This window comes from Mesorhizobium sp. M0633, assembly GCF_040320645.1.
In the GTDB taxonomy this organism is placed as follows: Bacteria; Pseudomonadota; Alphaproteobacteria; order Rhizobiales; family Rhizobiaceae; genus Mesorhizobium.
The window spans coordinates 65,366-87,073 of record NZ_JAMYQC010000001.1 but is presented as its reverse complement, the minus strand read 5'-3'; the positions used below and the strand labels follow the sequence as shown (position 1 = coordinate 87,073).

Below are 21,708 nucleotides of genomic sequence, written 5' to 3'. Positions count from 1 at the left end.
TACGAACCGTGCATCACATATGGGAGTGAAACGATGAAATACCTGAGGACGGCCTTTGCGGCCGCTACCGCCTTCACCTTGATTACCGGAACAGCCCTCGCGGAGCCGAAGACCAACCTCTTGCATCAATGGGCCACCGGATCGGACGCCCAGGCTATCGCCAAGCTCGGCGAGATGTTTACCGCCAAGGGTGGCACCTGGCAGCAGACCTCCATCGCAGGCCATACGGCCAATACCCTGGCCAAACTGCGTGCTGATGTGATCGCCGGCAACGCACCTCCCGCTGTGCAGCTCAAAGGCCCCGAGATCGCCGAATGGAACGAGACGGGCATGACAGCCAATCTCGACGACCTGGCGAAGGCGGAAAATTGGGAGAAGGTCGTCGCTCCCGAATTGCTGCCGGTGATGAAGCCGACCGGGAATTGGGTGGCCGCGCCGATGAACATCCACCGCATTAACTGGCTGTGGGCATCGCCGAAGGTCATGAAGGACGCGGGCGTCACCGAGATGCCGAAGACATGGGCGGAATTCAACGCCGCCTGCGACAAGATCGTGGCCAGCGGCAAGATCTGCATTTCGCACTCGACCGCCGACTGGACCGACTCGACCGTCTTCGAAGTGGTCGTGTACGGTCAGGACCTCGATCTCTACAAGAAAGCTTTCGTCGAGGGCGACGTCGATGCCATGCGCAGCGACGGCATGGTCAAGGCCTTCGAGCAGTTTCGCACCATGACCTCGAAGTACATGGACCCCGGCATGAACGGGCGTGACTGGGATACCATGTCGCATCTCGTCGGCCGCGGCGAGGCCGCCTTCCACATCATGGGCGACTGGACGATCGGCCTGCTGACGGCCGGCGGCTTCAAGGAGGGCACCGACTATGTCTGCGCCCAGGCGCCGACCGATTGGGGCAAGCCCGGTTTCATCTTGAATTCAGACTCGGTCGTGTTCTTCAAGCAGAAGGATCCGGACTATATCGAGGGACAGAAGCTGCTTGCCAGCATCATCCTGTCGCCCGAATTCCAGACCATTTTCAATCAGACCAAAGGGTCCATTCCGGCCCGCCTCGACGTCGATCTTTCGAACGGCTTCAATCCCTGCCAGCAGCTCTCGCAAAAGGATCTGCAAGCCTCGATCGCCGCCGGCACGCTCGTGCGTTCGATGGCGCACAACATGACGGTTCCGCAAAAGGTCCGCGGCGCAATAATGGATAGCATCACGGAGTTTGTAGCAACGCCGGATATGAGTGCGCAGGACGCGGCCAATGCGATGGCGGATGCGGCCGAAGCGCAGAAGTGACGCTGCCGATGATGGCCGGGGGCGAAGCTCCCGGCCAGACCTCGCCGGAGCAGCCCGATGTCCACCCATGATCTGATTGTACCAGCCGCAGCTGCCGCGGCCCCTCCGTGGCGCGAGCGCCTGGGCACGATGGTGCCCATTCTGGTGCTGGCGCCGTCGATAGCGGCGAGTTTCATCTATGTTTTCGTCTTCACGCTCTGGACGCTCTACATCTCGCTGTCCAATTCGTCGCTGTTGCCGACCTATGGGTTCGTCGGCCTGGACAATTACGCTTCGCTCTGGGCAAACCGGCGCTGGAACATCGCCTATACCAATCTCTTCCTGTTCAGCGGCTTCTATATCGTTGGCTCGATGGCCGTTGGCCTGCTGCTCGCGATCGCGATCGACCAGCGCGTCCGCGGCGAGGCGGTTTGGCGCACCATCTTTCTCTACCCGTTGGCGGTGTCCTTCATCGTCACCGGTACGGTGTGGAGTTGGCTCTATAATCCTGTCGACGGTATCCAGGCCTTCGTTCGCGGGCTTGGCTGGACCGACTTCAGCTTCGCCCTGACGGCCAACCGCAACACTGCGATCTATGCGGTGATCATAACCGGTATCTGGCAGTCGTCCGGCTTCGCAATGGCACTTTTCCTGGCCGGTCTGCGGTCGGTCGATCCGGATCTCGTCAAAGCCGCGCAAATCGACGGCGCGTCGGTTTTCCGGACCTATCGGAGGGTCATCCTGCCAACCATCGCTCCGATATTCCTGGCGGTGGCGGTCATTCAGATACAATTCGCCATCAAGACCTTCGACCTGGTGGCGGCGTTGACGCGAGGCGGCCCAGGTGTGTCCACCACCTTCCCCGCCATCTATGTCTACGACCTGATGTTCCAGCGCGGCCAAATCGGCGAGGGTGCCGCCGCGGCGATGATGATGCTCGCGGCGGTCGCGGTGGTGCTGGTGCCGTACTCCTTGTGGATCGTCTGGCGCCGGCGGGCGGAGGGCCGCAATGGCTGAAATTGCCCCTAATGCCCGTTTTGATCCGGAAGAAGCCGCTGCCACGCGCCGGCATTTCTGGAGTCGCTTCCTTGTCTATGCCGTGCTGACGCTTTTCGCGGTCGTCTATCTCGTGCCATTGCTGGTGGTGATCTTCAACTCATTGCGCGAGCAGTCGGAGATTGCCCGCAACGGCCTCATCTCCGTACCGCGCAGCTTCCGGTTCGATGCGTGGGCGCAGGCCTGGGGATCCTACTGCGTCAGCGGTACCTGCGAGGGCATGAAGCGCAATTTCTTCAACTCGCTGGCGATGACGATCCCCGCCACCATCATCTCGACCATTCTCGGCGCCATGAACGGCTACATCCTCTCCAAATGGCGCTTCAGGGGTTCCGAACTGATCTTCAATCTGATGCTGCTCGGCGTATTCATGCCCGGCCAGATTTCGTTGATGCCGTGGGCGTTCCTGCTCGGCAAGCTCGGCCTGACCAATTCCACATACGGGCTGGTGTTGATCCACGTCGTCCAGGGCATCTCGTTCACCACCCTGTTCTGCCGCAATTTCTACGTCAGCATACCGGACGACCTGATCAAGGCGGCACGCATCGACGGCGCCGGCTTCTGGCGGATCTTCCGCAAGATCATCCTGCCCCTGTCGCCGCCGATTCTGATTGTCACCGTCATCTGGCAGTTCACCGGCATCTGGAACGAGTATTTGTTCGGCGTCGTCTTCACATCGGGCCAGCAGCAGCCGATTACGGCGGCGTTGGTCGCGCTCACGGCCGGCGGCACGACCGCGCGTGCTTACGATGTGATGAGCGCAGCCGTGCTGATCGGCGCGTTGCCTCCGCTGCTGATCTATCTGTTTGGTGGAAAATACTTCGTGCGCGGCCTCACCCAGGGCGCCATAAAATGAGGCGTCGCCGATGTCCGCGTTGATGATCCGCAACCTTCACAAGAGCTACGGCTCGCTCGAGATTCTTGCCGGCATCGATCTCGAGGCTAAGACCGGAGAATTCGTCGCCCTTGTCGGCCCGTCGGGTTGCGGCAAGTCAACCTTGCTCGCCATGATCGCCGGACTGGAAACCGTCACGTCGGGCGAGATATGGATCGGCGACCGGCTGGTGAACTCGGTGCAACCCAAGGACCGCGATATTGCGATGGTGTTCCAGTCATACGCCCTCTATCCCACCATGACGGTGCGCCAGAACATCACCTTCGGCATGGAGAGCCGCGGCGTGCCAAAAGCGGCGCAGGCGGAAGCTGTCCAGCGGGTTGCCGCACTCCTGCAGATCGAACAGCTGCTTAAACGCAAGCCCGGCCAGCTCTCGGGGGGCCAGCGGCAGCGCGTTGCGATGGGGCGTGCCCTCGTGCGCGACCCGAAGCTGTTTTTGTTCGACGAGCCCTTGTCCAACCTCGACGCCAAGCTGCGCGTCGACATGCGTACCGAAATCAAGAAGCTTCACCATCGCGTCGGCAAGACCACGGTGTATGTCACCCACGATCAGGTCGAGGCGATGACGCTTGCATCCCGCATTGCGGTGATGAACCAGGGCTCGGTACAGCAGTTCGACACGCCGAAGCGGATCTACGACCGGCCGACCAACATGTTCGTTGCCGGTTTCATGGGATCGCCGGCGATGAATTTCATTCCCGCCCGGCTTACGGGCTCGACCAGCATCTCGGTACGCGCCGCTGACGGCAGCGACGCCAGCCTCGCCCTTGCCGCGCCGATGCCCGCCGGTGCGCCAAAGGACGTCGTGCTCGGTATCCGGCCGGAACACATCTACCGTTTCACGACCGATCTGAAGTCGCGCAAACCTGCTGTGGCGTCCATGCAGGCGCCGGTCGAATTGGTCGAGCCTACCGGGGCAGAGACGCTTGCCGTGCTCAGGCTGGGTGACCTGGAGATCACCGGCCGTTTCGAGCCGGATGACGCTCCCGTCATGGGCGAGACGATAACGCTCGGCATCGACATGTCGCGCGCCTGTCTGTTCGATCCAACAACCAAGGCGCTTCTGTAGTTTGATGTCCGTACAATTCGCGACTTATCCGAGCTTGACCGATCGGGTCGTGCTGATCTCCGGCGGCGCCTCCGGCATTGGCGCCGATATGGTCCGCGCCTTCGTGGCGAACGGCGCCCGGATAGCCTTTCTCGATGTGCAGGACGAACCAGCGGAGGCGTTGGTGCGCGAGCTCGCTGGTGCCGCCGGGCAGGCTCCGTTATATCTCCATTGCGATGTGACCGACGTCGATGCGCTAAAGGCGTCGGTAGCAGGCGTGCGCGCGCGGCTTGGTCCGGTCGCCGTCCTGGTGAATAACGCAGCCAATGATCAGCGCCATCCCATCGACGCGGTAACGGCCGACTATTGGGACCGCAGCTTCGACGTCAATCTGAGGCATCACTTCTTCGCCGCGCAGGCAGTGCATCCGCATATGAAGGAACTCGGCTTCGGCTCGATCATAAACTTCTCCTCCATTGCCTGGCGGTTCGGAGCGGACCAGATGGTGGCCTATGCCACCGCCAAGGGGGCCGTGGTGGCGCTGACGCGTGCGTTGGCGCGGTCGTTCGGACCGGATAACATCCGCGTCAATGCGATCGAACCCGGCGCCGTCATGACCGAGCGGCAGCGCGAGCTGTGGTTCAAGACGCAGGAGGCAGTCGACCAGACGGTGCAGCGGCAATTGATTCGCCGCGTCCTGCTGGGCGAGGAGATTGCACGCACCGTGCTCTTCCTGGCGGCCGACGACAGCCGCATGATCACCAAACAGTCCATAACCGTCGATGCCGGTCTGCGCTAGTGACGCCTCTCCGCTCTCCATTGGAACCGCCAAGCTGATGTTTCGTCTCGGCCTCAACCCTTACGGACTGACCTACTATCTCGGCCTGCAGGGCCGCGGCACGCCGCGGCACAATCCGGACGGCGTGGGGCTGGAAGGCTTCATCACGCTGGCGCAGGAACTGGGCGCACGCACGCTCGAGATCTACGAACCCTGGTTGACCGACTTGACTGACGCCGAAATCGTCGCCCTGCGCAGGCGTCTTGCCGCGCTGGACATCGTCCCGGTGGTGAGCGGCGGACTTCTAGTGGCAGGTCCGCTGGACAACGCCTTTCGGGCTGCGCGCCTGCTCGAGGCGACGACGATCCGTATCGCACTGACGCCTGTCCTGTGCGGCGACCGCAATGCGTGGGGTCCGAAATGGAGCGAGTTCAACGCAACGATTCGCGCTGCCTTGACGGAATGGGGGCCGCGTGCGGCGGCCGAGGGACGCGTGCTCGGCATCGAGAACCATCAGGACTTCGGCAGCGACGAACTGGTTGCGTTCTGCGAACTCGGCGGGCCGGGTGTCGGCATCACCTACGACACCGGCAACACCTTTCCTGTCGGCGAGGCGCCGCTTGCCTTCACGCGCCGGATCGCGCCCCATGTCCGCCACGTTCACCTCAAGGACTATCGCGTCCAGTTCACGGATGAGGGCTACCGCCTGGTCCGCTGCGCGATCGGCGACGGCGCCGTGCCTTTCGCCGAACTGGCAGCCATCCTTGGCGAGCACCACGACACGCTGACGGCGGTGCTTGAGCCCGGCGCGCTGGAGGCCCGTCACGTTCGCTGTCTCACCGACGACTGGTGGAACGGATATGCGCCGAAGACCGCCCGCGAATTCGCGGCCTGCCTGAGTGCTGCGCGCCTGAACCGCCTTGCGGACGACGCCGACTACCGCACGCCATGGGAGCGCGATGATGACGGTGCGCTCGTTTCGTACGAGCTCGACATGATCCGGCGCAGCGCCGCCAACATGATGAAATTCGATTTCATTGCAATGGAGAAATCAGCATGACTGCCCGAGAACTCAGCGGCCTGACCGCCTTCGTCACCGGCTCGGGACGCGGCCTCGGCCGCGTGATGGCCGACCGCTTGGCCGAACTTGGCGCAAACGTCGCGGTCCACGACCTCGATTGGGCCCGGCCATCTCAATATGGCGAATTCGCGGACCTCGGCGACTCTGCCAGGGGCTTGGAGAAGCATGGGACGCGCATCACCGCGGTCACCGGCAACATCGGCGACAAGCAAGCTGTCGCGGAAATGAAGAGGAAGATCGAGGCGGAGCTCGGCGACGTGCACGTCTTGGTAAACTGCGCCGGCGGCGACATCGGCGCCAAGGGCGTAAAGCCCAATCCCAACAACGCACTGGACATCGACTACGAAGACATCAAGGTTCTAACCGAGAACAACCTCATCGGCACGATGCTGGTCTGCCAGGCGTTCGTTCCGCCGATGGTCAAGCGTGGCTCAGGCTCGGTGATCAACATCGCCTCGGCGGCAGCGCATATCGGATGCTCGCCCGAGGTGGTCTACTCGACGCTCAAGGCGGCTGTCGTCCATTATACGCGCTGCCTCGCCAAGGAACTGATCGACGATGGCGTACGCGTCAATGCGGTGAGCCCCGGCGCCACCAAGACGGCACGGTTCCAGGCGAGCCGCGTGGTCGATCCGCAGCGCATGGATTCGAGCAAGAAATCGCTGAACCGGTATGCGGAGCCTGAAGAGATCGCCGAAGCGGTGGCCTTCCTCGCCGGTCCGCGCGCGCGCTTCATCAACGGGCAGGTAATCCGAGTCGATGGCGGTTTCACGATCTTTCCAGGTTAGGCCGCGACCATTGCCGGTTTCGGATGAGTATTTGATTGTGCCGTGACCCGATAAAGCTGTTATCGTGCCCTCGCATCGGGGGCGAAGCCATGCAGATCGCGGGGATGGGTTCAGGCAGCATCGGCCGCTGTTTGGCGGTTGTCCGCTGGCCAAGGCGTTACGCTGATGGCGTTGGTGCCGCCTCGAACCGCTGCTCCGGCGCTAGCACCCGGATCCGCGGCAAATGACGGATGACGCCAACATCCTTGATGCGGTGGTGGTCGGGGCCGGTTGGGCCGGCCTGGGCGTCAGCTATTCGCTGGCACGGCAAGGCTTGCGCCATGCCGTACTGGAGCGAGGCCGCATCGGAGAGACCTGGCGCACGCAGCGGTGGGATTCTTTCCGGATGAATACCCCAAACGTTCAGACCGTCATGCCAGGCGACTTCTATGACGGTTCAGATCCGTTCGGTGCCCTGACGCGCGACCAGTTCGTCGCCCTGCTTGAGGATTTCGCCAGGCGAAACGAACTACCGGTCGAACCGGACACTGTTGTGACCGAGCTCTCCGGTGGGAACGGGAATGGCGTCTATCGGTTGACCACCTCGCGCGGCACAGTTTTGGCACGCAACGTGGTGATCGCAAGCGGCGACTTGAATTGTCCGGTGCGCCCAGTGTTCGCCGCTGCCTTGCCGCCAGGCCTGCGCCAGTTCGATGCTTCTGATTACCGCAGCACCGCCGATCTTCCGGCTGGAGCGGTGCTGGTGGTCGGAAGCGGCCAGTCTGGTGTCCAGATCGCGGAGGACCTGGCAGAAGCAGGCCGAACAGTCTTCCTTGCCACCAGCCGCGTCGGGCGGCTCTCGCGGCGCTACCGAGGTCGCGACATCATGATCTGGCTCGTCGAAAGCGGGTTTCTCGACGTACGTCGAGACGAGATCATTCGACTTGCGGGGCGCATTCCACCTCGTGGTCTGCTTGGCGTGGAACACACGATAAGCCTGCAAGCGCTCGGCGCCCGAGGCATCGTGCTGCTAGGGCGGCTCGCGGGCGTCGAGGGCGACGGCCGTCTGTCGTCCGCCGAGGATCTCGAAGAGCATATTCGTTTTGCGGACGAAGCTTCCGCCAACGTTAAACGCTATATCGACGAATACATCAGCCGCTCTGGAATCGATGCTCCCGTGTCGGAGCCGGATCCAGCGGATACTGTCACAGCGCATCGGCCGGACCCGGCTATCGTTTCGCTTGACCTCGCCGGGTCCGGCATCACGACCGTGGTGTGGTGCACCGGCTTCAAGGGCGATTTCAGTTGGGTGAGGCTTTCCGGTCTGCTCGACCCGGAAGGACAGCCTGTTCACGAGGATGGCGTGGCCGCCCTGCCAGGCATTTACTTCGCTGGGTTGGACTTCGCCTCCACACGCAAGTCAGGCACAATATTGGCAGTCACCGAGGAGGCGCCCCGCCTTGTCGAACACATCGTGCGGCGTTCGTGACGACCTGGACACCGTCGGCGGGTTTCTAAACCCAAGGCCATTGATGACGACTAAGTCTCAGCTTGACAAAAACTGCGGTATAGCGGGTATATTAATCGAATAATATGACGCCATCCATTGTGAGGAAGGCGGGTGGCAAACCAGGGAGGAGACCAAGATGAGCCGCTACAAGTCAGTCGGATTCCTGCACGGCATGGTTTTGGGCGTGGCCCTGACGACCGCGACTGCGGCCCATGCCGAGACCTTGACGCTCTATTGGAACGCCGGCCACGCCTATCAAGCTTATGCCGATGCAATAGCGAAGTTCGAGGCCGATCATACCGGATGGTCGGTGCAGTGGGAGAAATTCCAGTGGCCGGATATGCGCACCAAGCTGGTGGCGGATTTTGCGGCGAAGAACGCGCCCGATCTCGTCGCCGAACCCGGCGGCTGGGTGCAGGAATTTGGCCAGCGGAATCTGCTGCGGCCGCTGAACGACTTCATCCAACAAGACGGCAAGGCGATCGGCTATCCCGACGACTGGCAAGCCTATTCCGTCGAGCGCAACAAACTCGGCGACAAGTACTATGGCGTCCAGATCCACCTCACCTGCGCCACCCTCGTGTACAACGTCGATATGCTTAAGCAGGCGGGCTTCGACGCGCCGCCTGCGACCTGGGAGGAGTTCCTGAAGGTTGCCAAGGCGACGACGACCGGCGCCCGCTTCGGCTTCGCTCCCAACCCCAGCATCGGATATTATTCGTCGTGGCTACTGCAGAACGGCGTAAGCTATTACGATCCCAAGACAAACAAGGTCAATCTCGACAGTCCTGAGGCGATCGAAGCGATCCAGTTCCTCGCCGACCTGATCCACAAGGAAAAAGCAGCGACCAAGCCGGCGGCGGGTGCTGACTATGAGGGTCCGCAAAAGCTGTTCACGGCCAACCGGGTCGCAATGATCATAACCGGTCCGTGGGACGTGAAGCCGATCCGCTCGGGCAACCCGAAGCTCAACTGGGCGGTTGCGCCATCACTCAAGCACAAGGTGCAGGCGACGTTCGCGGGCGGCGTCAGCGTGATGATCCCTAAGGACGCCAAGCACCCGAAGGAGGCCTGGGAGTTGTTGAAGCGGCTCGTCGCGCTCGACACGGAACTAGCGGCTACCAAGGAAGCGGGCATGACGATGCCGCGCAAATCCTGGGCCGAAAACGCCGAGGTTCAGGCCGATCCGGTCATCGGCAGCTTCAGCAAATGCCTGCCTTACGCGCAAGACGTCACCGCCGAGCTCCGCCTCACCGGCAAGCACGCGCGAATCGAGAAGCTTCTGCAAAGTGCGCTCGAGGATATCATCTACAATCAGAAGCCAGCAGCCGAGATCATGCCGAAATTCGCGGCCGAGGCCAACGTCATCCTGGCCAACAACTAGGCCGATGTTTATCAGCGGCAGCACCGATACGGCCGATACGGACATTCGCGTCGGCGCGATGCCGACCCGGCGAGCTGCCCGCTTCAGCCGGCGCACCAGACAAACGCTTCTCGCTTACCTGCTGCTGTCGCCAGCAATCCTCTATTTCTCGGTCTATCTCTTCTATCCGATAGGACTGGAGTTTTGGGCGAGCCTGTACAGCGGCCAGCCGCTGATCGGCGAGAGCCGATTCGCCGGACTGGACAACTACGTTGCTGCCCTCGGCGACGCGCGCGTTCGGCAGTCGCTCTTCGTGACGCTGGCCTTCGCGATAGGCGTCACCGCGGCCAGCATCGCCATTGGCCTCGGACTGGCGGTCGTGCTCAACCGGCCGATCCCGGGGCGCACTCTGATCCGCGCAATCATCTTCTTTCCCTACATCACCTCCTTCGTGATCGTCGCGTTGATGTGGCAGGCAATTCTCGATCCCTACACTGGCATCTTGAACAGCTTCCTTGCCGAGCTTGGGCTGCCGACCCAGAATTGGCTCGGCGACACCTCGACCGCGCTGCCGACCCTCATCGCCATCACGGTCTGGAAGGATGTCGGCTATGCCATGCTGATCTACCTCTCCGCGTTGCAGTCGATCCCGTCCGACTTCTATGATGCCGCATCCATCGACGGCGCCACGCCGACGCAGCAATTCCGCTATCTGACCTGGCCGTTGTTGACGCCGACCACACTGTTCATCGCGGTCGTCAGCACGATCAGCCAGCTGCAAGAGCTGGCGCCGGCCTACCTGATAACCAAGGGCGGACCGGCCGACGCGACGCGGTTCTTCAGCCTGCACGTGTTCGAGGCAGCCTTCTTCGAGCTCAACATCGGCTACGCCTCGGCGCTGTCTTTCCTGATGTTCCTGCTGATCCTGGCCATCACCTTCGTTCAGTTCCGGCTGCTCAACCGCGAAACCACCTATTGAGGTTGGCATGACATTCGCAAAAACGCTCCCGTCCTACCTACTGCTGCTCTTCTGCGTGGCGCTGTCGATCTTTCCGTTCCTCTACATGCTTTCGCTGTCGCTGCAGAGCGATGCCGACGTCTTCAGCGGCATTCCGATTCTGATCCCCGAGACGTGGCAATTCACGAATTACATCGACATCTGGCAGAAGGCGCCGTTCGCGCGTTTCACGCTCAACAGCTTCATCATCGCCGGCGGGATTACCTTCCTCCATCTGATCTTCGATCCGTTGATCGGCTACGTCTTCGCGAAGATGGAATTCGCCGGTAAGCGCGTCATGTTTGTCGCGGTGCTGTCGACGCTGATGATCCCATTCTTCATCCGCATGATCCCGCTCTATGTGCTCACCGCGCGGATGGGATGGCTCAACACCTATCAGGGCCTTATCCTTCCATTCGCCATGAGCGCCTACGGAATCTTCCTGATGCGGCAGTTCATCCGTCCGATTCCCGACGAGTTGCTTGACGCTGCACGGATGGACGGCTGCTCGGAACTCGGCCTTTACTGGCGCATCGTGCTGCCGCAGGTCCGGCCGGCACTGGCGACGCTGGCCCTCCTCACCTTCGTGTTCCAGTGGAACGAATTCCTCTGGCCGCTGGTCGCCGTCAACACCACCGAAATGCGGCCGATCACGACGGGACTGACGCTTTTCAACCAGGAATTCTTCACCCAGTGGAACCTGACGGCGACGGGCGGGATCATTCTCTTCATCCCGAGCCTGCTGCTGTTCCTCTTCACGCAGCGCTACTTCGTCCGCAGCGTGATGCTGGCAGGCATGAAATGACCATTCGGAGTTATTGCACCCTATGACGTCCCGCCGACCGAACGTGATCGTCTTCTTCACCGACCAGCAGCGTTGGGACACCGTTGGCGTCCATGGCAATCCGCTCCAGCTTACGCCAAATTTCGACCGCCTCGCCGGGACCGGCACGTTCGTGGCGAATTCGTTTACCTGCCAGCCCGTTTGCGGCCCCGCCCGCTCCGTCTTTCAGACGGGGCGGTACCCGACTACGACCGGCTGCTACCGTAACGATATCCCACTGCCTAAGAGCGAGCGCACGCTCGCGCATCATTTCGTCGCGGCAGGTTATGACACCGCCTACATCGGCAAGTGGCACCTGGGGTCCGCCGAGCCGGTCACCCAGGAAGAACGCGGCGGCTATCGCTACTGGCTGGCCTCCAACATCCTGGAGTTCACTTCCGGCCCCTTCGACACCGTCGTCCACGACAATGACGGCAAGGCGGTGAAGCTGCCGGGATACCGCGTCGATGCCCTAACCGACGCTGCAATCCGCTATGTCGCATCGAGGGAAGACGAGCCGTTCTTTCTATTCCTGTCCTTCCTCGAGCCGCATCACCAGAACCAGACGGACAACTACCCTGCCCCGCTCGGATACGAGGACAGGATCCGCAAGAAGCTCGCCATTCCCGGCGATCTCGCCGCACTTGGCGGCACGACAGCGGAACATTTCCCCGGCTATCTGGGCATGGTCGCACGCCTCGACGAGGCGTTTGGACGGCTGATCGAGGCGCTCTACAGCCTTGGCCGGCTTGACGACACGATCATCCTCTTCACCTCCGACCACGGATGTCACTTCAAGACCCGCAACAACGAATACAAGCGTTCCTGTCATGAGGCGTCGATCCGCGTGCCGACGCTATTCCACGGCCCCGGCTTCCAGCGCATCGGCACATATGAAGGCCTGGTCAGCCTCGTCGATCTCGCGCCGACCCTGCTCGCCGCGGCCGGCCTGAAAGTGCCCAATTCGATGCAGGGCGTCTCGCTGCTCGACGCGCTGCAGGGCGAACGGCCGCCGCGCGACGAGATATTCATTCAAATCAGCGAGCACCATGTCGGCCGCGCCTTGCGCACCAGACGGTGGAAATATGAGGTCGAGGCACCGGGAAAAGACGGCTGGCGGGATTCCGGCAGCGATTTCTATATCGAGGCGAGGCTCTACGACCTCGATGGCGATCCGAACGAGCTAACCAATCTCATAGCTTCGCCCGATCACGCAGAGACGCGTGCATGGCTGCGAGGCCGCATCGTTGCCCTGATGGAGGAGGCCGGCGAGGCAAGGCCCGAGATCCTTGCCGCCGGACATGGAAGCTGGAATGAAATCCGGCTGAGCGACAGCTGATCATGTCACGTCGCGCAGCGGATCCAACAATGCACGAGAGAAGTTCCGATCGCAGAAAGGCGCCGACCATGGCCGATGTCGCCCGGCGCGCCAATGTATCGACCGCTGCCGTGTCGTACCTGCTCAGCGGCGACAGCACGCGCCTGAAGTTCGTCGGCAAGGAGGCGCGGCAGCGCATCCTCGAGGCCGTCGCTGAGCTCAACTACGTGCAAAACCGCACCGCGCGGCAGCTGCGCCGCCAGCAGGCCGAGCGAATCTGCCTTGTACTGCCTCGTCTCGGCGTGCCGTTCAGCGACCGGATAGCGCAGGATATCCAATCTGCAGCGGCGCTGAGGGGATTTTCGACAATTATCACCGCGGGAGACACCTTCGAGCGAACCGACCGGATCGTGAGGGAAATCGAGAGCGGGCTGGCAGACGGCATTATCGCCGACTGGCAGCATCTCTCCGAGCCCGAGGTGATGCTCTTGGCCGCGCGCCTGGCGGCCGCGGGCCGGCCAGCGGTGATCTTCCATCCGACCATCGAGCCTGCAGGCTTCTCGGTTGTGCGCCAGCATACCGGCAGGGCCGTCTTCGAGGGACTCGACTACCTCTACCGAACCGGCCATCGCTGCATCGCCTATATGGTGCATGAGCAAGCGGTGGACGGGAGCCGTCTCGCCGCCTATCGCAGCTTCCTGCAAGCACGCGGCCTTCCGCTGCGAGACAACCTGGTGATCGGCGGTGCAGAGGGGCGCAAAGCTGCGTTTGCCAATGCTACGGCGCTGGCCGCCCGCAAGGATCGGCCGACCGCGCTTTTCGTCGAATCCGATCTTGCTGCCGTGACCGCCCTGCACGCATTCGAGGAGGCCGGCCTCTCCGTGCCCGGCGACATTGCAGTCATCGGCTGCGGCAATATCGACGAGGGCGAATTCAGTCATCCGGCATTGACGACAATCGGCCCCGAAACTGCCCACTACGACCATCTTGCCGATCATCTGATCTCATTGATCTCGGCAACGCCGGGCGCAATACCTACCCTTTTCAGCGTTTCGTGGCAGTTGGTCCGTCGCGCGTCCGCATGAGCAGGATCGCCGCTATTTGACGCCCACGCTTTCAGGCCAGAGGACCTGGATTTCCTTTGGCAGCGCATCCCGCACCTTTGCCGACTGGCCAAGGTCGATATGCCGTGCAAGCACACGCAGCACTGAGCGTGCCGCATCCTCGGGATCGACAGGACGGGTCGATTTCAATTCATCGGCGATGTGTTGCAGGAACTTGTCGAGCGAGCGTGTCTTGTCGGGCATGTCGGCGGGCCGATAGCGATCATAGTAGGCGCCGCGCACGAGCAGCGGCAGTTCCGCTCCCAATTTGGCCGCCAGTCCGATCTGCAGCCTGTCGCGAAGGGTTCGCAGAACGGCGCCCAATGTATGCCAGGCGACGTGTCGATCCGGACCAAGATCCGCCATGATCTCGTCAAGCCAGATGTTTGTTATTTGCAGCGTTTTGTCAAAAACGTCCAAGCCGGTTGCGCTCATCGTCGCCTCCTCGAAAGGTTCTGCGGGCGAAACGGCGACCGGAGATTATTGTTTCGTGGTCCTGTGAAAATCGTCCTGGCAAAGCGGCGGAAACCGGTTCGGTCGGAGAGCCTGTCGGCGTCAGGTCTGCTCGACCTCTGCATCTGCTGGATTTCGGCGATCTGTCGGAAGCGGCCGTTTTCCACCCCGTTGAGTGCAGTCACAGCGGCCAGATTGTCGCCCTTTTCATCCCACCGCACCGGCTCGCGATAGGCGTTTCCCCTGAAACGGATATCGCGCACCGCCGCCAGAACGTCGCGCCGGCTCGGATATCCCTTGGATACAGTGCTGGCGTCTTTGATCGCGGCAAGGAGAAGGCAGGCCGAATCGTAGGCATTCACGGCATAATTGCGCTTCGGCTTCGCCGTCCGACGATCTCGCCAGCTTCGGCGAGCGTCGCTTCCAAGCAATCCCTTCGCGCGTCAACGACGCCCGTTCAACCTTCCCACAGTTGTATTCGGCGCCCTGCGTTCCGATCATTAAAGTCGTCTTTGCTGATCCGAAAGGTGGTTGTCCTCCGTCTAACTGAGCTTGCGCTCATCGGTTCCGAACGCCGTCAGCAATGAGACCAGTCCTCACGTTGCCCGAGCCCGGGTATCTCTTGACTGACTGAGCGGCCCGCGCCGACAATGGCATTGGGAAGATGGCGGGATGGCGCCCACGGTGTTCGGCACCACTTGGCGATCAAGCTGCGAAAGGGCTGTCATGGATTGGAAGCTGGAACTGGTCCCGGTCCCCGTATCGGACGTCGATAGAGCAATTGCCTTTTATGTTGGGAAGGTCGGCTTTCATCTCGATCACGACCACACCGTAAGCGACGAGATACGTTTCGTGCAATTGACGCCGCCCGGTTCGGCCTGTTCGATTGCCATGGGCAAGGGCCTCGTCGACAGCCCCCCGGGATCCATAAGGGGCCTGCAACTGGTCGTGCCCGATGTCGATGAGGCACACCGGTACCTGGCCGCTCAAGGTATCGAGGTCAGCGATATCAAGGATTTTCCCTGGGGCAGATTTGTCTTCTTTGAGGATCCCGACGGCAACACCTGGTCTGTCCAGCAACTTCCACCTCGCAGCTGAGGTGGCGCGCTGCGGCACGGTCGTGCCCCGACACAGATAGCGCGGGATGCACGGTTCAATTCGAACGCATCCCGGCCTAACGCCTCTTCTCGTCGAAGGCGGCATTCCAATTGTGATAAGGCGCGCGATAGGTGGGGATGCGGTCCTCGACATCGGCAAGCGCTTCGAACGGTTTGTGCGGTTCGGCCTGATACCAGAAGGCGACCGACGAAATGTCGTCCGAGCGGCGATTGGCGTGACCGTGCTCGATGGTCACCCGGATGCGTTTGTGGAAGATGACCGGGTCCTCTATGTGCCAGCGATAGAGCGTAACCGGCTCGGTCCAGTTCGGCCCGCCGGCGGCGATGATGCCGTGATAGGGCGCGCTGTAGTCCTGTGTCGGGCACCATGCCGTATTGAAATAATCTTCCGTGCCGGTGCCGTGCAGCGTCGGCGGCCAGGCATCGTTGGCGCCGGGGCCGGTCTCGCCGCGATCGTCGATCAGTTCGGCCTTCGGTCCGATGCGCGGATCGGGCTTGCGCACTGTATCCGGCACGGAAATGCCCGGCTCGCCATCGACGAAGATCATGTCGTCGCCCTCGCCATACCAGTCCCATAGTGCGGAACGCCGCCGCGAATAGACGGAATAGAGCACGCCGACATAGTGGCCATGACCTTCCGCCTCCAGGATGGTGTAGTTGCCGTTCCCGTCGGTGTTTTCCCCGCCAAACAGGACCTGCTCGTTGGCCAGCCCCGTCTCGTCTATGCCATCAGGTCGCTGCTGCCTGTATTGGGCGTGGAAGCGGCCCAGGCCTTCCTCGAGTTCCTCATGCAGTTCGAGATCGACATAGTAATAGAAAAGCAGGTCGTCCTCAGCCTCATTGGTGACGGTGAAGCGCATGTGGCTGGCAAACGGCATCGGAAAGTAGCAGTTGAAGGCCTTGCCATCCTCTGGACTTGCCTGCACCGGCAGGCTGGCAAAATTGCGCGTGCGGGCGTGGCCCATGCCGAAGAAATCGCCGATCGGCGTTTCGATGCTCGGATATTCCTCGCCATCCCAGTAAGCGCGCAGCACGATCTTGCGCAGGAAGTCCTCACTCTTGCAGGCGAGCGTCGCCCAGATATGCGTGACGATGCCGGCACCGTCATGCTCGGCAATCACCACCGTCTGGCCGGGTTCAATATGCAGCCGGTCGTCATTGCCGCCGGTGCGGTCGTAGCTTGAGAACCGGCGGGTTTTGGCGTCGCGCAATTTGGCGAGCCCGCGAAGCGGCGACAGGCCGGCATTATCCATGTGTTTCTCCTCTTGCTTCAGCGGTTATTTCAGGCCGTTTGTCTTGATGGATTCCATGATCTGGCGCTGGAAGATCACGAAGAGGACCAGCATCGGCACGGCGACGATGGTCGAGGCGGCCATGACGTAATTCCAGGCGGCGGCGTACTGGCTCTTGAAATTTGCTATCGCAACCTGCACCACCCAGAGATCGAGGTCGGAGGTGATCGTCAGCGGCCACAGGAAAGCGTTCCAGTTGGCGAGGAAGAACAGGATCGCCAGCGCCGACAGGATCGGCCGGCTGAGCGGCAGGATGATGCTCCAATAGATGCGCCAGTAGCCGGCGCCGTCCATGATCGCGGCTTCTTCCAACTCCCTGGGCAGCGACAGGTAGTATTGCCTGAGCAGAAAGATGCCGAACGCGTTGAAGATCGCCGGAATGATCAGCCCGGCATAGCTGTCCAGCATATGCAGCGTCCGCGTCAAAATGAACAGCGGCACGATGATTACCGGCAGCGACACCAGGAAGGTCGAGAACATGGCGAGGAACAGAATGTCGCGGCCCGGAAAACGCAGCCGTGCGAGCGAATAGCCGGCCATCGAATGGAAGAACAGCGCAGCGACGGTTACTGTGGCCGACACAAAGAACGAATTGAAGAGATAGCGCAGGAACGGCACCTCGGTCAGTACGTAGAGGAAATTGCCGAGCGTCGGCCGTTCCGGAATGAGGCTCGGCGTGAAGACGTCGCTCGCCGGCTTGAGCGAGATGACCAGCATCCAGACAAGCGGGAATACCGTCATCAGGCCAAGTGCGGCGGTTGCCAGCATCCAGGCAAGTCTCGCCGCCCGTATCTGCGAACGGCCGGAAGGAGTTCGGCCGTCAGTCATGCTCGAAGCGTCCGCCGCGCGTCAGCACGAAGAAGAAGACCGTGACCAGCATCAGCGCCAGCACCAGCAGCGATGCCATTGCCGATGCATAGCCGAACGCGCCGAACTGGAATGCCTGCTTGTAGATGTAGATGATCAGCACCGAGGTCGAATTGACCGGACCGCCTTTGGTCATCACATAGATCAGGTCGAAGACCTGGCCGCCGGCGACAGCCGCGACGAGCGAGACCAGGAGGACGAAGAAGCTGGTCGGCTTGAGCAAGGGCAAAGTAATGTACCAGAAGCTTGTCACCGGCCCGGCACCGTCGATCTTTGCGGCTTCGTAGTACTCTGCCGGGATGTCCTGGAGCCCGCCGAGGAAGATCAGCATGTAGAAACCCATCAGGAACCAGACGCTGACCAGCACCAGCGTGAACAGCGCCAGATTTGGATCGCCGAGCAGCGAAATTCCGCCGAGGCCGACGAGCGGCGCCAGCCGGCTGACGATGCCGACCTTTTCGACCAGCATGAGCTGCCACACGAGCGCCACCACGACCAGGCTGACCATCTGCGGCGCAAAGAACATCGAGCGCATGACCGCGTTGAAGCGGTTGGTCTTCTGCACCAGAAGCGCCAGTCCCAGTCCGGCGACGTAGAGCGCCGGCACCAGCATGACGGCATAAGCTACCGTCACCTTCACGGACGACCAGAACAGCGGGTCGCCCCACATGCGCCTGTAATTGCCGAACCCGACGAACCTGTAGCCGCCGAAGCCGTTGACCTCGAAGAACCCGACTACGAGCGACAGCAGCATCGGCACGCCGACGAACACCAGCAGGCCAAGCGCATCGGGCAGGACGAACAGCCATGCGGCGCAGCGCTCCCTTTGCTTGGCGGTGAGGCCGCGGGCGGAATTCGCGCCCGCGGCTGGCGGTTTCATCTGATCCATGCTGGAAAGGGCCTAAAGGATCGGCGCGCCGGAATAGGAAGCGAGGAACGCATCGAGTTGCTGACTGGCCGTCGTCGCCGCCTGCTGGGCATCGACCCCGCCAAGCTGTGCCGACTGGATGGCGTCGGAGATGATCTTGTAGGCCTCCGGCGGAACCCGCGGCTCGGCGCGCGTCCCCGGATGGATCTCCTTGGCGAAGGTGCCGAACTTGCCGGTGCTGAAGACATCGGCGCCGGCCTTCAGCGCGCTGTTGCGCGGCGGCATGTCGCTCTTGGCGACAGTGCACCAGTTGACGACCCGGTCGATCGAGGCCTGGTCCATTGAGGCCAGCGCCCAGGCGCAGAACTGGGCGGAGGCATCTGGGTTCTTGCCTCCGGCATTGGCGACAAAGGCCCAGCCACCGCCGACGGTGACGTATTTGCCATTGGCCGGTGTCGGCAATTTGAAGATGCCGTAGGGCACGTCCTTGGCGTTGTTGTCCATCGCCGAAATGCCCCAGATGCCGCAGTTCTGCATGGCGCACAGCCCTGCCCCGAGATTGGCGACTATGTCGAAGCCGCCGCCGACCACCTGACGCGGCGCCACGCCGGTATTGATGGCATCCTGCCAGAGTTTCAGCGCCTGGACGGTGGCCGGCGAATCGAAGGCGCTCTTGCCGTCCTTGCCCTGGAATTCGCCGCCGCCCTGCCACAGGAACGGATACCAGGTGAAGTTCTGGTAATAGCCGGGAGTCGTTTCGAACAGCACGCCGTAGCGACTGGGCGTCGTCAGCTTTTTGGCGACCGCCAACAGCTCGTCCCAGGTCTTCGGCACGTCGTTCTCGTTGAGCTTTGCATCCTCGAACGCTTTGACCGAATAGTAGAAGGCCATCGGCTCGACTTCCATCGGCACACCGTAGATCTTGCCGTCCACCATGCGGTTGGCGATGACGCTTTCCGGGAAATCGGCTTTGGCGGCATCCTCGATATGCGGCGTCAGGTCGGCAAGCACGCCGCCATTGTAATAACGCAGGAAATCGCCGGGGCTGATGAGGAAGATGTCAGGGCCCTCGCCCGACGCGAAGGCCGTTGCCAGCTTGGAACCGGAGATGTATTCGCTGTTGACGACATATTCGAGCTCGACCTTCTGGTCGTGGCCGTCGTTCCAGTCGGCCACCAGCTTTTCGAACCACTGGACCTGCGGCTTCACGTCTCCGCCAGGCGCATAGAACTGCCAGAATTTCAGCGGCGCTTCCTGAGCGCGCACGGCCATCCTGTTGATGAACGGGAAGCCTGTGAGGCCGGCGGCAGCGAAAGTGGCGCCGCCCTGGATCAGCCGACGACGGTTCAGGCTGGCCAATGGCCGGTCGCGGGTCGTTTTGTCAGTCATCAATTCCTCCCTTGGATGTTGTTCGGTCGAACGTTGGCGAAGGGACCTCCGTTCCCTTTGCCGGCATCTGGCGTCACGCGCTGTCGAATGGGCTCAACGCGCATGGGATCACTTCGGTGCGCGGCGCGCTCTCGACTTTGCCACCCAGCCGTTCGAGCAGCATTTCCGTGGCGCGCTTGGCAAGCATTGTCGGACTGTTGCCGACACGGGTCAGCTTCGGCCTGACATATTCCAGTTGAGGCAGGTCATCGAAGACTGCGATGGCGATATCCTGAGGGATATTGATCCCATGGTCGTAGAATTCGGTCAGCGCACCGGAGGCCATCAGATAATTGGCGAAGAACATCGCCGACGGCAGGTTTCCGCCGTGCTTCTCCCTGAGCCAGGTGACCGCTTCCCGCCCTGACGGGGCAAGATAGCTTCCCTCGAACCGCAGATCGGCGGAGATTGGCACGCCATTGTCGGCGAGCCCTTTTTCGAAGCCGGCAGCACGCGCCATCGCCTCCTTGAAAAAGGATGGCCCGGTGACATGGGCGACGCGGCGATGGCCCCTCTTCGCCAGATACTCGCCCATCAGATAGCCGCCGCCGAAATCGTCCAGCTGGACGCTGTCGACAGCATGGTTCGGCAGATGGCCGATGAAGACGGCGGGCAGATCGAGGCTGAGCAGTTCGCTGTGCATGCCGTGCAGCGCGAAGTCGGCAACGATGACGCCGTCGACCCGCTTGCGCCCTATCTGGCGCAAATACTCGCGGCCGTGATCCTGTGAATGTCCGCCCGGCACGTCGGTGTTGAAGATCAGCATGTCGAGGCCGACCACTTCGAGCGTCGACTGCGCCGTTTTCACCAGCTCCGGATAGAACGGGTTGCGGATGTCCGGGATCAGCATCGCGACGATGTTGGTGCGGCCGGTGCGCAGACTTTGCGCCTGCGGGTTCGGCGTGTAGCCGAGTTCGTCGATCGCCGCTTGTACGCGTTCACGCAGCGATTTCGATACCCGGTCCGCATGGTTGATGACATGCGACACGGTCGTGCGCGACACGCCCGCTCGCGTGGCAACTTTGGAAATCGTGCTCATGATGACAGGTTATGAGCACATGAATGCATTTGCAAATCGATTTTACCGATGTCTCGCAAATTAGGGCCATCAGGCGGATTGCGCAAAATGCCAAAAGAAAAGGCCGGACTGTTAAGCCCGGCCAAGTGTGAAGGTCTATAACCTCCAGAGGGGAACGCGCCGGACGCAATGGGAGGAGACATCCGACGCAATTCGCATATGGGTCTGTATTGGTGGAGTTTCAACGATGCGGCAGTAGACCAACGGCGTTGCTGCCATAGAGCCAGAAACGCAAAGCATTCGAAGGGGGCGGTGGATCGCAGCTGCCAGTTGGACACAAAGGTCGCCGAATGCAGGGTGGCTCCTGGCATAGGGACTTCAGTCTGTAGGCCTATCGACCAAGGACCCGCACAGCCAAACTTTGGTCCGAGGCTGCTATCGCAAAAGCCCGAAATGCGAGAGTTTCAGGAACTGAGTTCCGAGGAGCCCCGTTGCGATGCCGACTGTTACAGGAGGCCGCCATGGACCCGAGCATTCACCAGGCACGTTGGCTGCTTTTTCCGTTATTTGGCCTGTGTTTCGGGATCGCGGCCATTGGATTTATTGTTGGCTGACAGTGGGAACTCGGCGCTATCGCGGAGAGACGC

The 21,708-nt window shown here is 61.6% G+C and carries 21 protein-coding genes; 14 read left to right on the top strand and 7 right to left on the bottom strand.

The features are described 5' to 3' along the window. The first annotated feature begins 33 nt into the window (after nucleotides 1-33). The 13 genes from NKI47_RS00375 to NKI47_RS00315 all read left to right on the top strand — a co-directional run bounded on the left by NKI47_RS00375 (nucleotide 34) and on the right by NKI47_RS00315 (nucleotide 13,999). Complete coding sequence (locus NKI47_RS00375; RefSeq protein ID WP_023675509.1) at nucleotides 34-1,299, top strand: ABC transporter substrate-binding protein; 1,266 nt, start codon at nucleotides 34-36, stop codon at nucleotides 1,297-1,299. A 57-nt stretch (nucleotides 1,300-1,356) separates the two neighbouring features. Beyond that, nucleotides 1,357-2,295, top strand: coding sequence for a carbohydrate ABC transporter permease (locus tag NKI47_RS00370; RefSeq protein ID WP_352586669.1), 939 nt, complete (start codon nucleotides 1,357-1,359; stop codon nucleotides 2,293-2,295). Next, entirely contained in the window at nucleotides 2,288-3,190 is a 903-nt protein-coding gene (locus tag NKI47_RS00365; protein ID WP_292660005.1) for a carbohydrate ABC transporter permease, read from the top strand. Before NKI47_RS00370 ends, NKI47_RS00365 begins: the two co-directional genes overlap by 8 nt. Before the next feature lie 10 nt (nucleotides 3,191-3,200). Next, nucleotides 3,201-4,298, top strand: coding sequence for an ABC transporter ATP-binding protein (locus tag NKI47_RS00360; RefSeq protein ID WP_023675506.1), 1,098 nt, complete (start codon nucleotides 3,201-3,203; stop codon nucleotides 4,296-4,298). 4 nt (nucleotides 4,299-4,302) lie between these two features. Then, nucleotides 4,303-5,076 carry an SDR family NAD(P)-dependent oxidoreductase gene (locus tag NKI47_RS00355; RefSeq protein WP_352454144.1) on the top strand — a complete coding sequence of 258 codons (774 nt, stop codon included), beginning with the start codon at nucleotides 4,303-4,305 and terminating at the stop codon, nucleotides 5,074-5,076. Between the two features lie 37 nt (nucleotides 5,077-5,113). Further along, entirely contained in the window at nucleotides 5,114-6,115 is a 1,002-nt protein-coding gene (locus NKI47_RS00350) for a sugar phosphate isomerase/epimerase family protein (RefSeq protein WP_352448127.1), read from the top strand. Beyond that, nucleotides 6,112-6,924 carry an SDR family NAD(P)-dependent oxidoreductase gene (locus tag NKI47_RS00345; protein WP_352448128.1) on the top strand — a complete coding sequence of 271 codons (813 nt, stop codon included), beginning with the start codon at nucleotides 6,112-6,114 and terminating at the stop codon, nucleotides 6,922-6,924. Before NKI47_RS00350 ends, NKI47_RS00345 begins: the two co-directional genes overlap by 4 nt. 223 nt (nucleotides 6,925-7,147) lie before the next feature. After that, the gene (locus NKI47_RS00340; RefSeq protein WP_352586666.1) at nucleotides 7,148-8,392 is read left to right on the top strand and encodes a flavin-containing monooxygenase; all 1,245 of its coding nucleotides are present in this window, start codon (nucleotides 7,148-7,150) and stop codon (nucleotides 8,390-8,392) included. Between the two features lie 157 nt (nucleotides 8,393-8,549). Continuing rightward, on the top strand, nucleotides 8,550-9,797 hold the full coding sequence (locus tag NKI47_RS00335) for an ABC transporter substrate-binding protein (protein WP_352586664.1): 1,248 nt from the start codon (nucleotides 8,550-8,552) through the stop codon (nucleotides 9,795-9,797). A gap of 4 nt (nucleotides 9,798-9,801) precedes the next feature. Beyond that, nucleotides 9,802-10,755, top strand: a complete 954-nt coding sequence (locus tag NKI47_RS00330) for a carbohydrate ABC transporter permease (protein WP_352586662.1) — start codon at nucleotides 9,802-9,804, stop codon at nucleotides 10,753-10,755. Nucleotides 10,756-10,762: 7 nt separating this feature from the next. Next, nucleotides 10,763-11,578, top strand: a complete 816-nt coding sequence (locus NKI47_RS00325; protein ID WP_023675500.1) for a carbohydrate ABC transporter permease — start codon at nucleotides 10,763-10,765, stop codon at nucleotides 11,576-11,578. Nucleotides 11,579-11,600: 22 nt separating this feature from the next. Next, nucleotides 11,601-12,935, top strand: coding sequence for a sulfatase family protein (locus NKI47_RS00320; protein ID WP_352586660.1), 1,335 nt, complete (start codon nucleotides 11,601-11,603; stop codon nucleotides 12,933-12,935). Nucleotides 12,936-13,003: 68 nt separating this feature from the next. Next, nucleotides 13,004-13,999, top strand: coding sequence for a LacI family DNA-binding transcriptional regulator (locus NKI47_RS00315; protein WP_352586658.1), 996 nt, complete (start codon nucleotides 13,004-13,006; stop codon nucleotides 13,997-13,999). 12 nt (nucleotides 14,000-14,011) lie between these two features. On the opposite strand, the gene NKI47_RS00310 is transcribed toward NKI47_RS00315, so the two are convergent. Both NKI47_RS00310 and NKI47_RS00305 read right to left on the bottom strand, forming a co-directional pair. Next, entirely contained in the window at nucleotides 14,012-14,452 is a 441-nt protein-coding gene (locus NKI47_RS00310; protein ID WP_352586656.1) for a DUF2267 domain-containing protein, read from the bottom strand. Continuing rightward, the gene (locus NKI47_RS00305; protein WP_023675496.1) at nucleotides 14,449-14,832 is read right to left on the bottom strand and encodes a hypothetical protein; all 384 of its coding nucleotides are present in this window, start codon (nucleotides 14,830-14,832) and stop codon (nucleotides 14,449-14,451) included. The genes NKI47_RS00310 and NKI47_RS00305 overlap by 4 nt, the downstream gene beginning before the upstream one ends. Before the next feature lie 310 nt (nucleotides 14,833-15,142). Between NKI47_RS00305 and NKI47_RS00300 the strand changes: the two genes are divergently transcribed. Further along, nucleotides 15,143-15,568 (top strand): VOC family protein, encoded by a 426-nt coding sequence (locus NKI47_RS00300; protein ID WP_245274639.1) that lies wholly within the window; start codon nucleotides 15,143-15,145, stop codon nucleotides 15,566-15,568. 76 nt (nucleotides 15,569-15,644) lie between these two features. Here the strand turns inward: NKI47_RS00300 and NKI47_RS00295 are convergent, their stop codons facing one another. The 5 genes from NKI47_RS00295 to NKI47_RS00275 form a co-directional block, all read right to left on the bottom strand. Next, nucleotides 15,645-16,841, bottom strand: a complete 1,197-nt coding sequence (locus NKI47_RS00295) for a glycoside hydrolase family 172 protein (protein ID WP_023675494.1) — start codon at nucleotides 16,839-16,841, stop codon at nucleotides 15,645-15,647. A gap of 24 nt (nucleotides 16,842-16,865) precedes the next feature. Beyond that, nucleotides 16,866-17,708 (bottom strand): carbohydrate ABC transporter permease, encoded by an 843-nt coding sequence (locus tag NKI47_RS00290; protein WP_023675493.1) that lies wholly within the window; start codon nucleotides 17,706-17,708, stop codon nucleotides 16,866-16,868. Beyond that, complete coding sequence (locus NKI47_RS00285; RefSeq protein ID WP_031211400.1) at nucleotides 17,701-18,627, bottom strand: carbohydrate ABC transporter permease; 927 nt, start codon at nucleotides 18,625-18,627, stop codon at nucleotides 17,701-17,703. The genes NKI47_RS00290 and NKI47_RS00285 overlap by 8 nt, the downstream gene beginning before the upstream one ends. 21 nt (nucleotides 18,628-18,648) lie before the next feature. Next, a complete protein-coding gene (locus NKI47_RS00280) occupies nucleotides 18,649-20,004 on the bottom strand; it encodes an ABC transporter substrate-binding protein (RefSeq protein WP_023675491.1) in 1,356 nt (451 codons plus the stop codon). A gap of 73 nt (nucleotides 20,005-20,077) precedes the next feature. Beyond that, entirely contained in the window at nucleotides 20,078-21,082 is a 1,005-nt protein-coding gene (locus tag NKI47_RS00275) for a LacI family DNA-binding transcriptional regulator (protein ID WP_352586654.1), read from the bottom strand. Nucleotides 21,083-21,708: the final 626 nt, after the last annotated feature.

Coding starts and splice junctions, on each gene's coding strand:
- NKI47_RS00375 (WP_023675509.1), top strand. CDS start 34: ATGAAATACCTGAGGACGGCCTTTGCGGCCGCTACCGCCTTCACCTTG.
- NKI47_RS00370 (WP_352586669.1), top strand. CDS start 1,357: ATGTCCACCCATGATCTGATTGTACCAGCCGCAGCTGCCGCGGCCCCT.
- NKI47_RS00365 (WP_292660005.1), top strand. CDS start 2,288: ATGGCTGAAATTGCCCCTAATGCCCGTTTTGATCCGGAAGAAGCCGCT.
- NKI47_RS00360 (WP_023675506.1), top strand. CDS start 3,201: ATGTCCGCGTTGATGATCCGCAACCTTCACAAGAGCTACGGCTCGCTC.
- NKI47_RS00355 (WP_352454144.1), top strand. CDS start 4,303: ATGTCCGTACAATTCGCGACTTATCCGAGCTTGACCGATCGGGTCGTG.
- NKI47_RS00350 (WP_352448127.1), top strand. CDS start 5,114: ATGTTTCGTCTCGGCCTCAACCCTTACGGACTGACCTACTATCTCGGC.
- NKI47_RS00345 (WP_352448128.1), top strand. CDS start 6,112: ATGACTGCCCGAGAACTCAGCGGCCTGACCGCCTTCGTCACCGGCTCG.
- NKI47_RS00340 (WP_352586666.1), top strand. CDS start 7,148: ATGACGGATGACGCCAACATCCTTGATGCGGTGGTGGTCGGGGCCGGT.
- NKI47_RS00335 (WP_352586664.1), top strand. CDS start 8,550: ATGAGCCGCTACAAGTCAGTCGGATTCCTGCACGGCATGGTTTTGGGC.
- NKI47_RS00330 (WP_352586662.1), top strand. CDS start 9,802: ATGTTTATCAGCGGCAGCACCGATACGGCCGATACGGACATTCGCGTC.
- NKI47_RS00325 (WP_023675500.1), top strand. CDS start 10,763: ATGACATTCGCAAAAACGCTCCCGTCCTACCTACTGCTGCTCTTCTGC.
- NKI47_RS00320 (WP_352586660.1), top strand. CDS start 11,601: ATGACGTCCCGCCGACCGAACGTGATCGTCTTCTTCACCGACCAGCAG.
- NKI47_RS00315 (WP_352586658.1), top strand. CDS start 13,004: ATGGCCGATGTCGCCCGGCGCGCCAATGTATCGACCGCTGCCGTGTCG.
- NKI47_RS00310 (WP_352586656.1), bottom strand. CDS start 14,452: ATGAGCGCAACCGGCTTGGACGTTTTTGACAAAACGCTGCAAATAACA.
- NKI47_RS00300 (WP_245274639.1), top strand. CDS start 15,143: ATGGCGCCCACGGTGTTCGGCACCACTTGGCGATCAAGCTGCGAAAGG.
- NKI47_RS00295 (WP_023675494.1), bottom strand. CDS start 16,841: ATGGATAATGCCGGCCTGTCGCCGCTTCGCGGGCTCGCCAAATTGCGC.
- NKI47_RS00290 (WP_023675493.1), bottom strand. CDS start 17,708: ATGACTGACGGCCGAACTCCTTCCGGCCGTTCGCAGATACGGGCGGCG.
- NKI47_RS00285 (WP_031211400.1), bottom strand. CDS start 18,627: ATGAAACCGCCAGCCGCGGGCGCGAATTCCGCCCGCGGCCTCACCGCC.
- NKI47_RS00280 (WP_023675491.1), bottom strand. CDS start 20,004: ATGACTGACAAAACGACCCGCGACCGGCCATTGGCCAGCCTGAACCGT.
- NKI47_RS00275 (WP_352586654.1), bottom strand. CDS start 21,082: ATGAGCACGATTTCCAAAGTTGCCACGCGAGCGGGCGTGTCGCGCACG.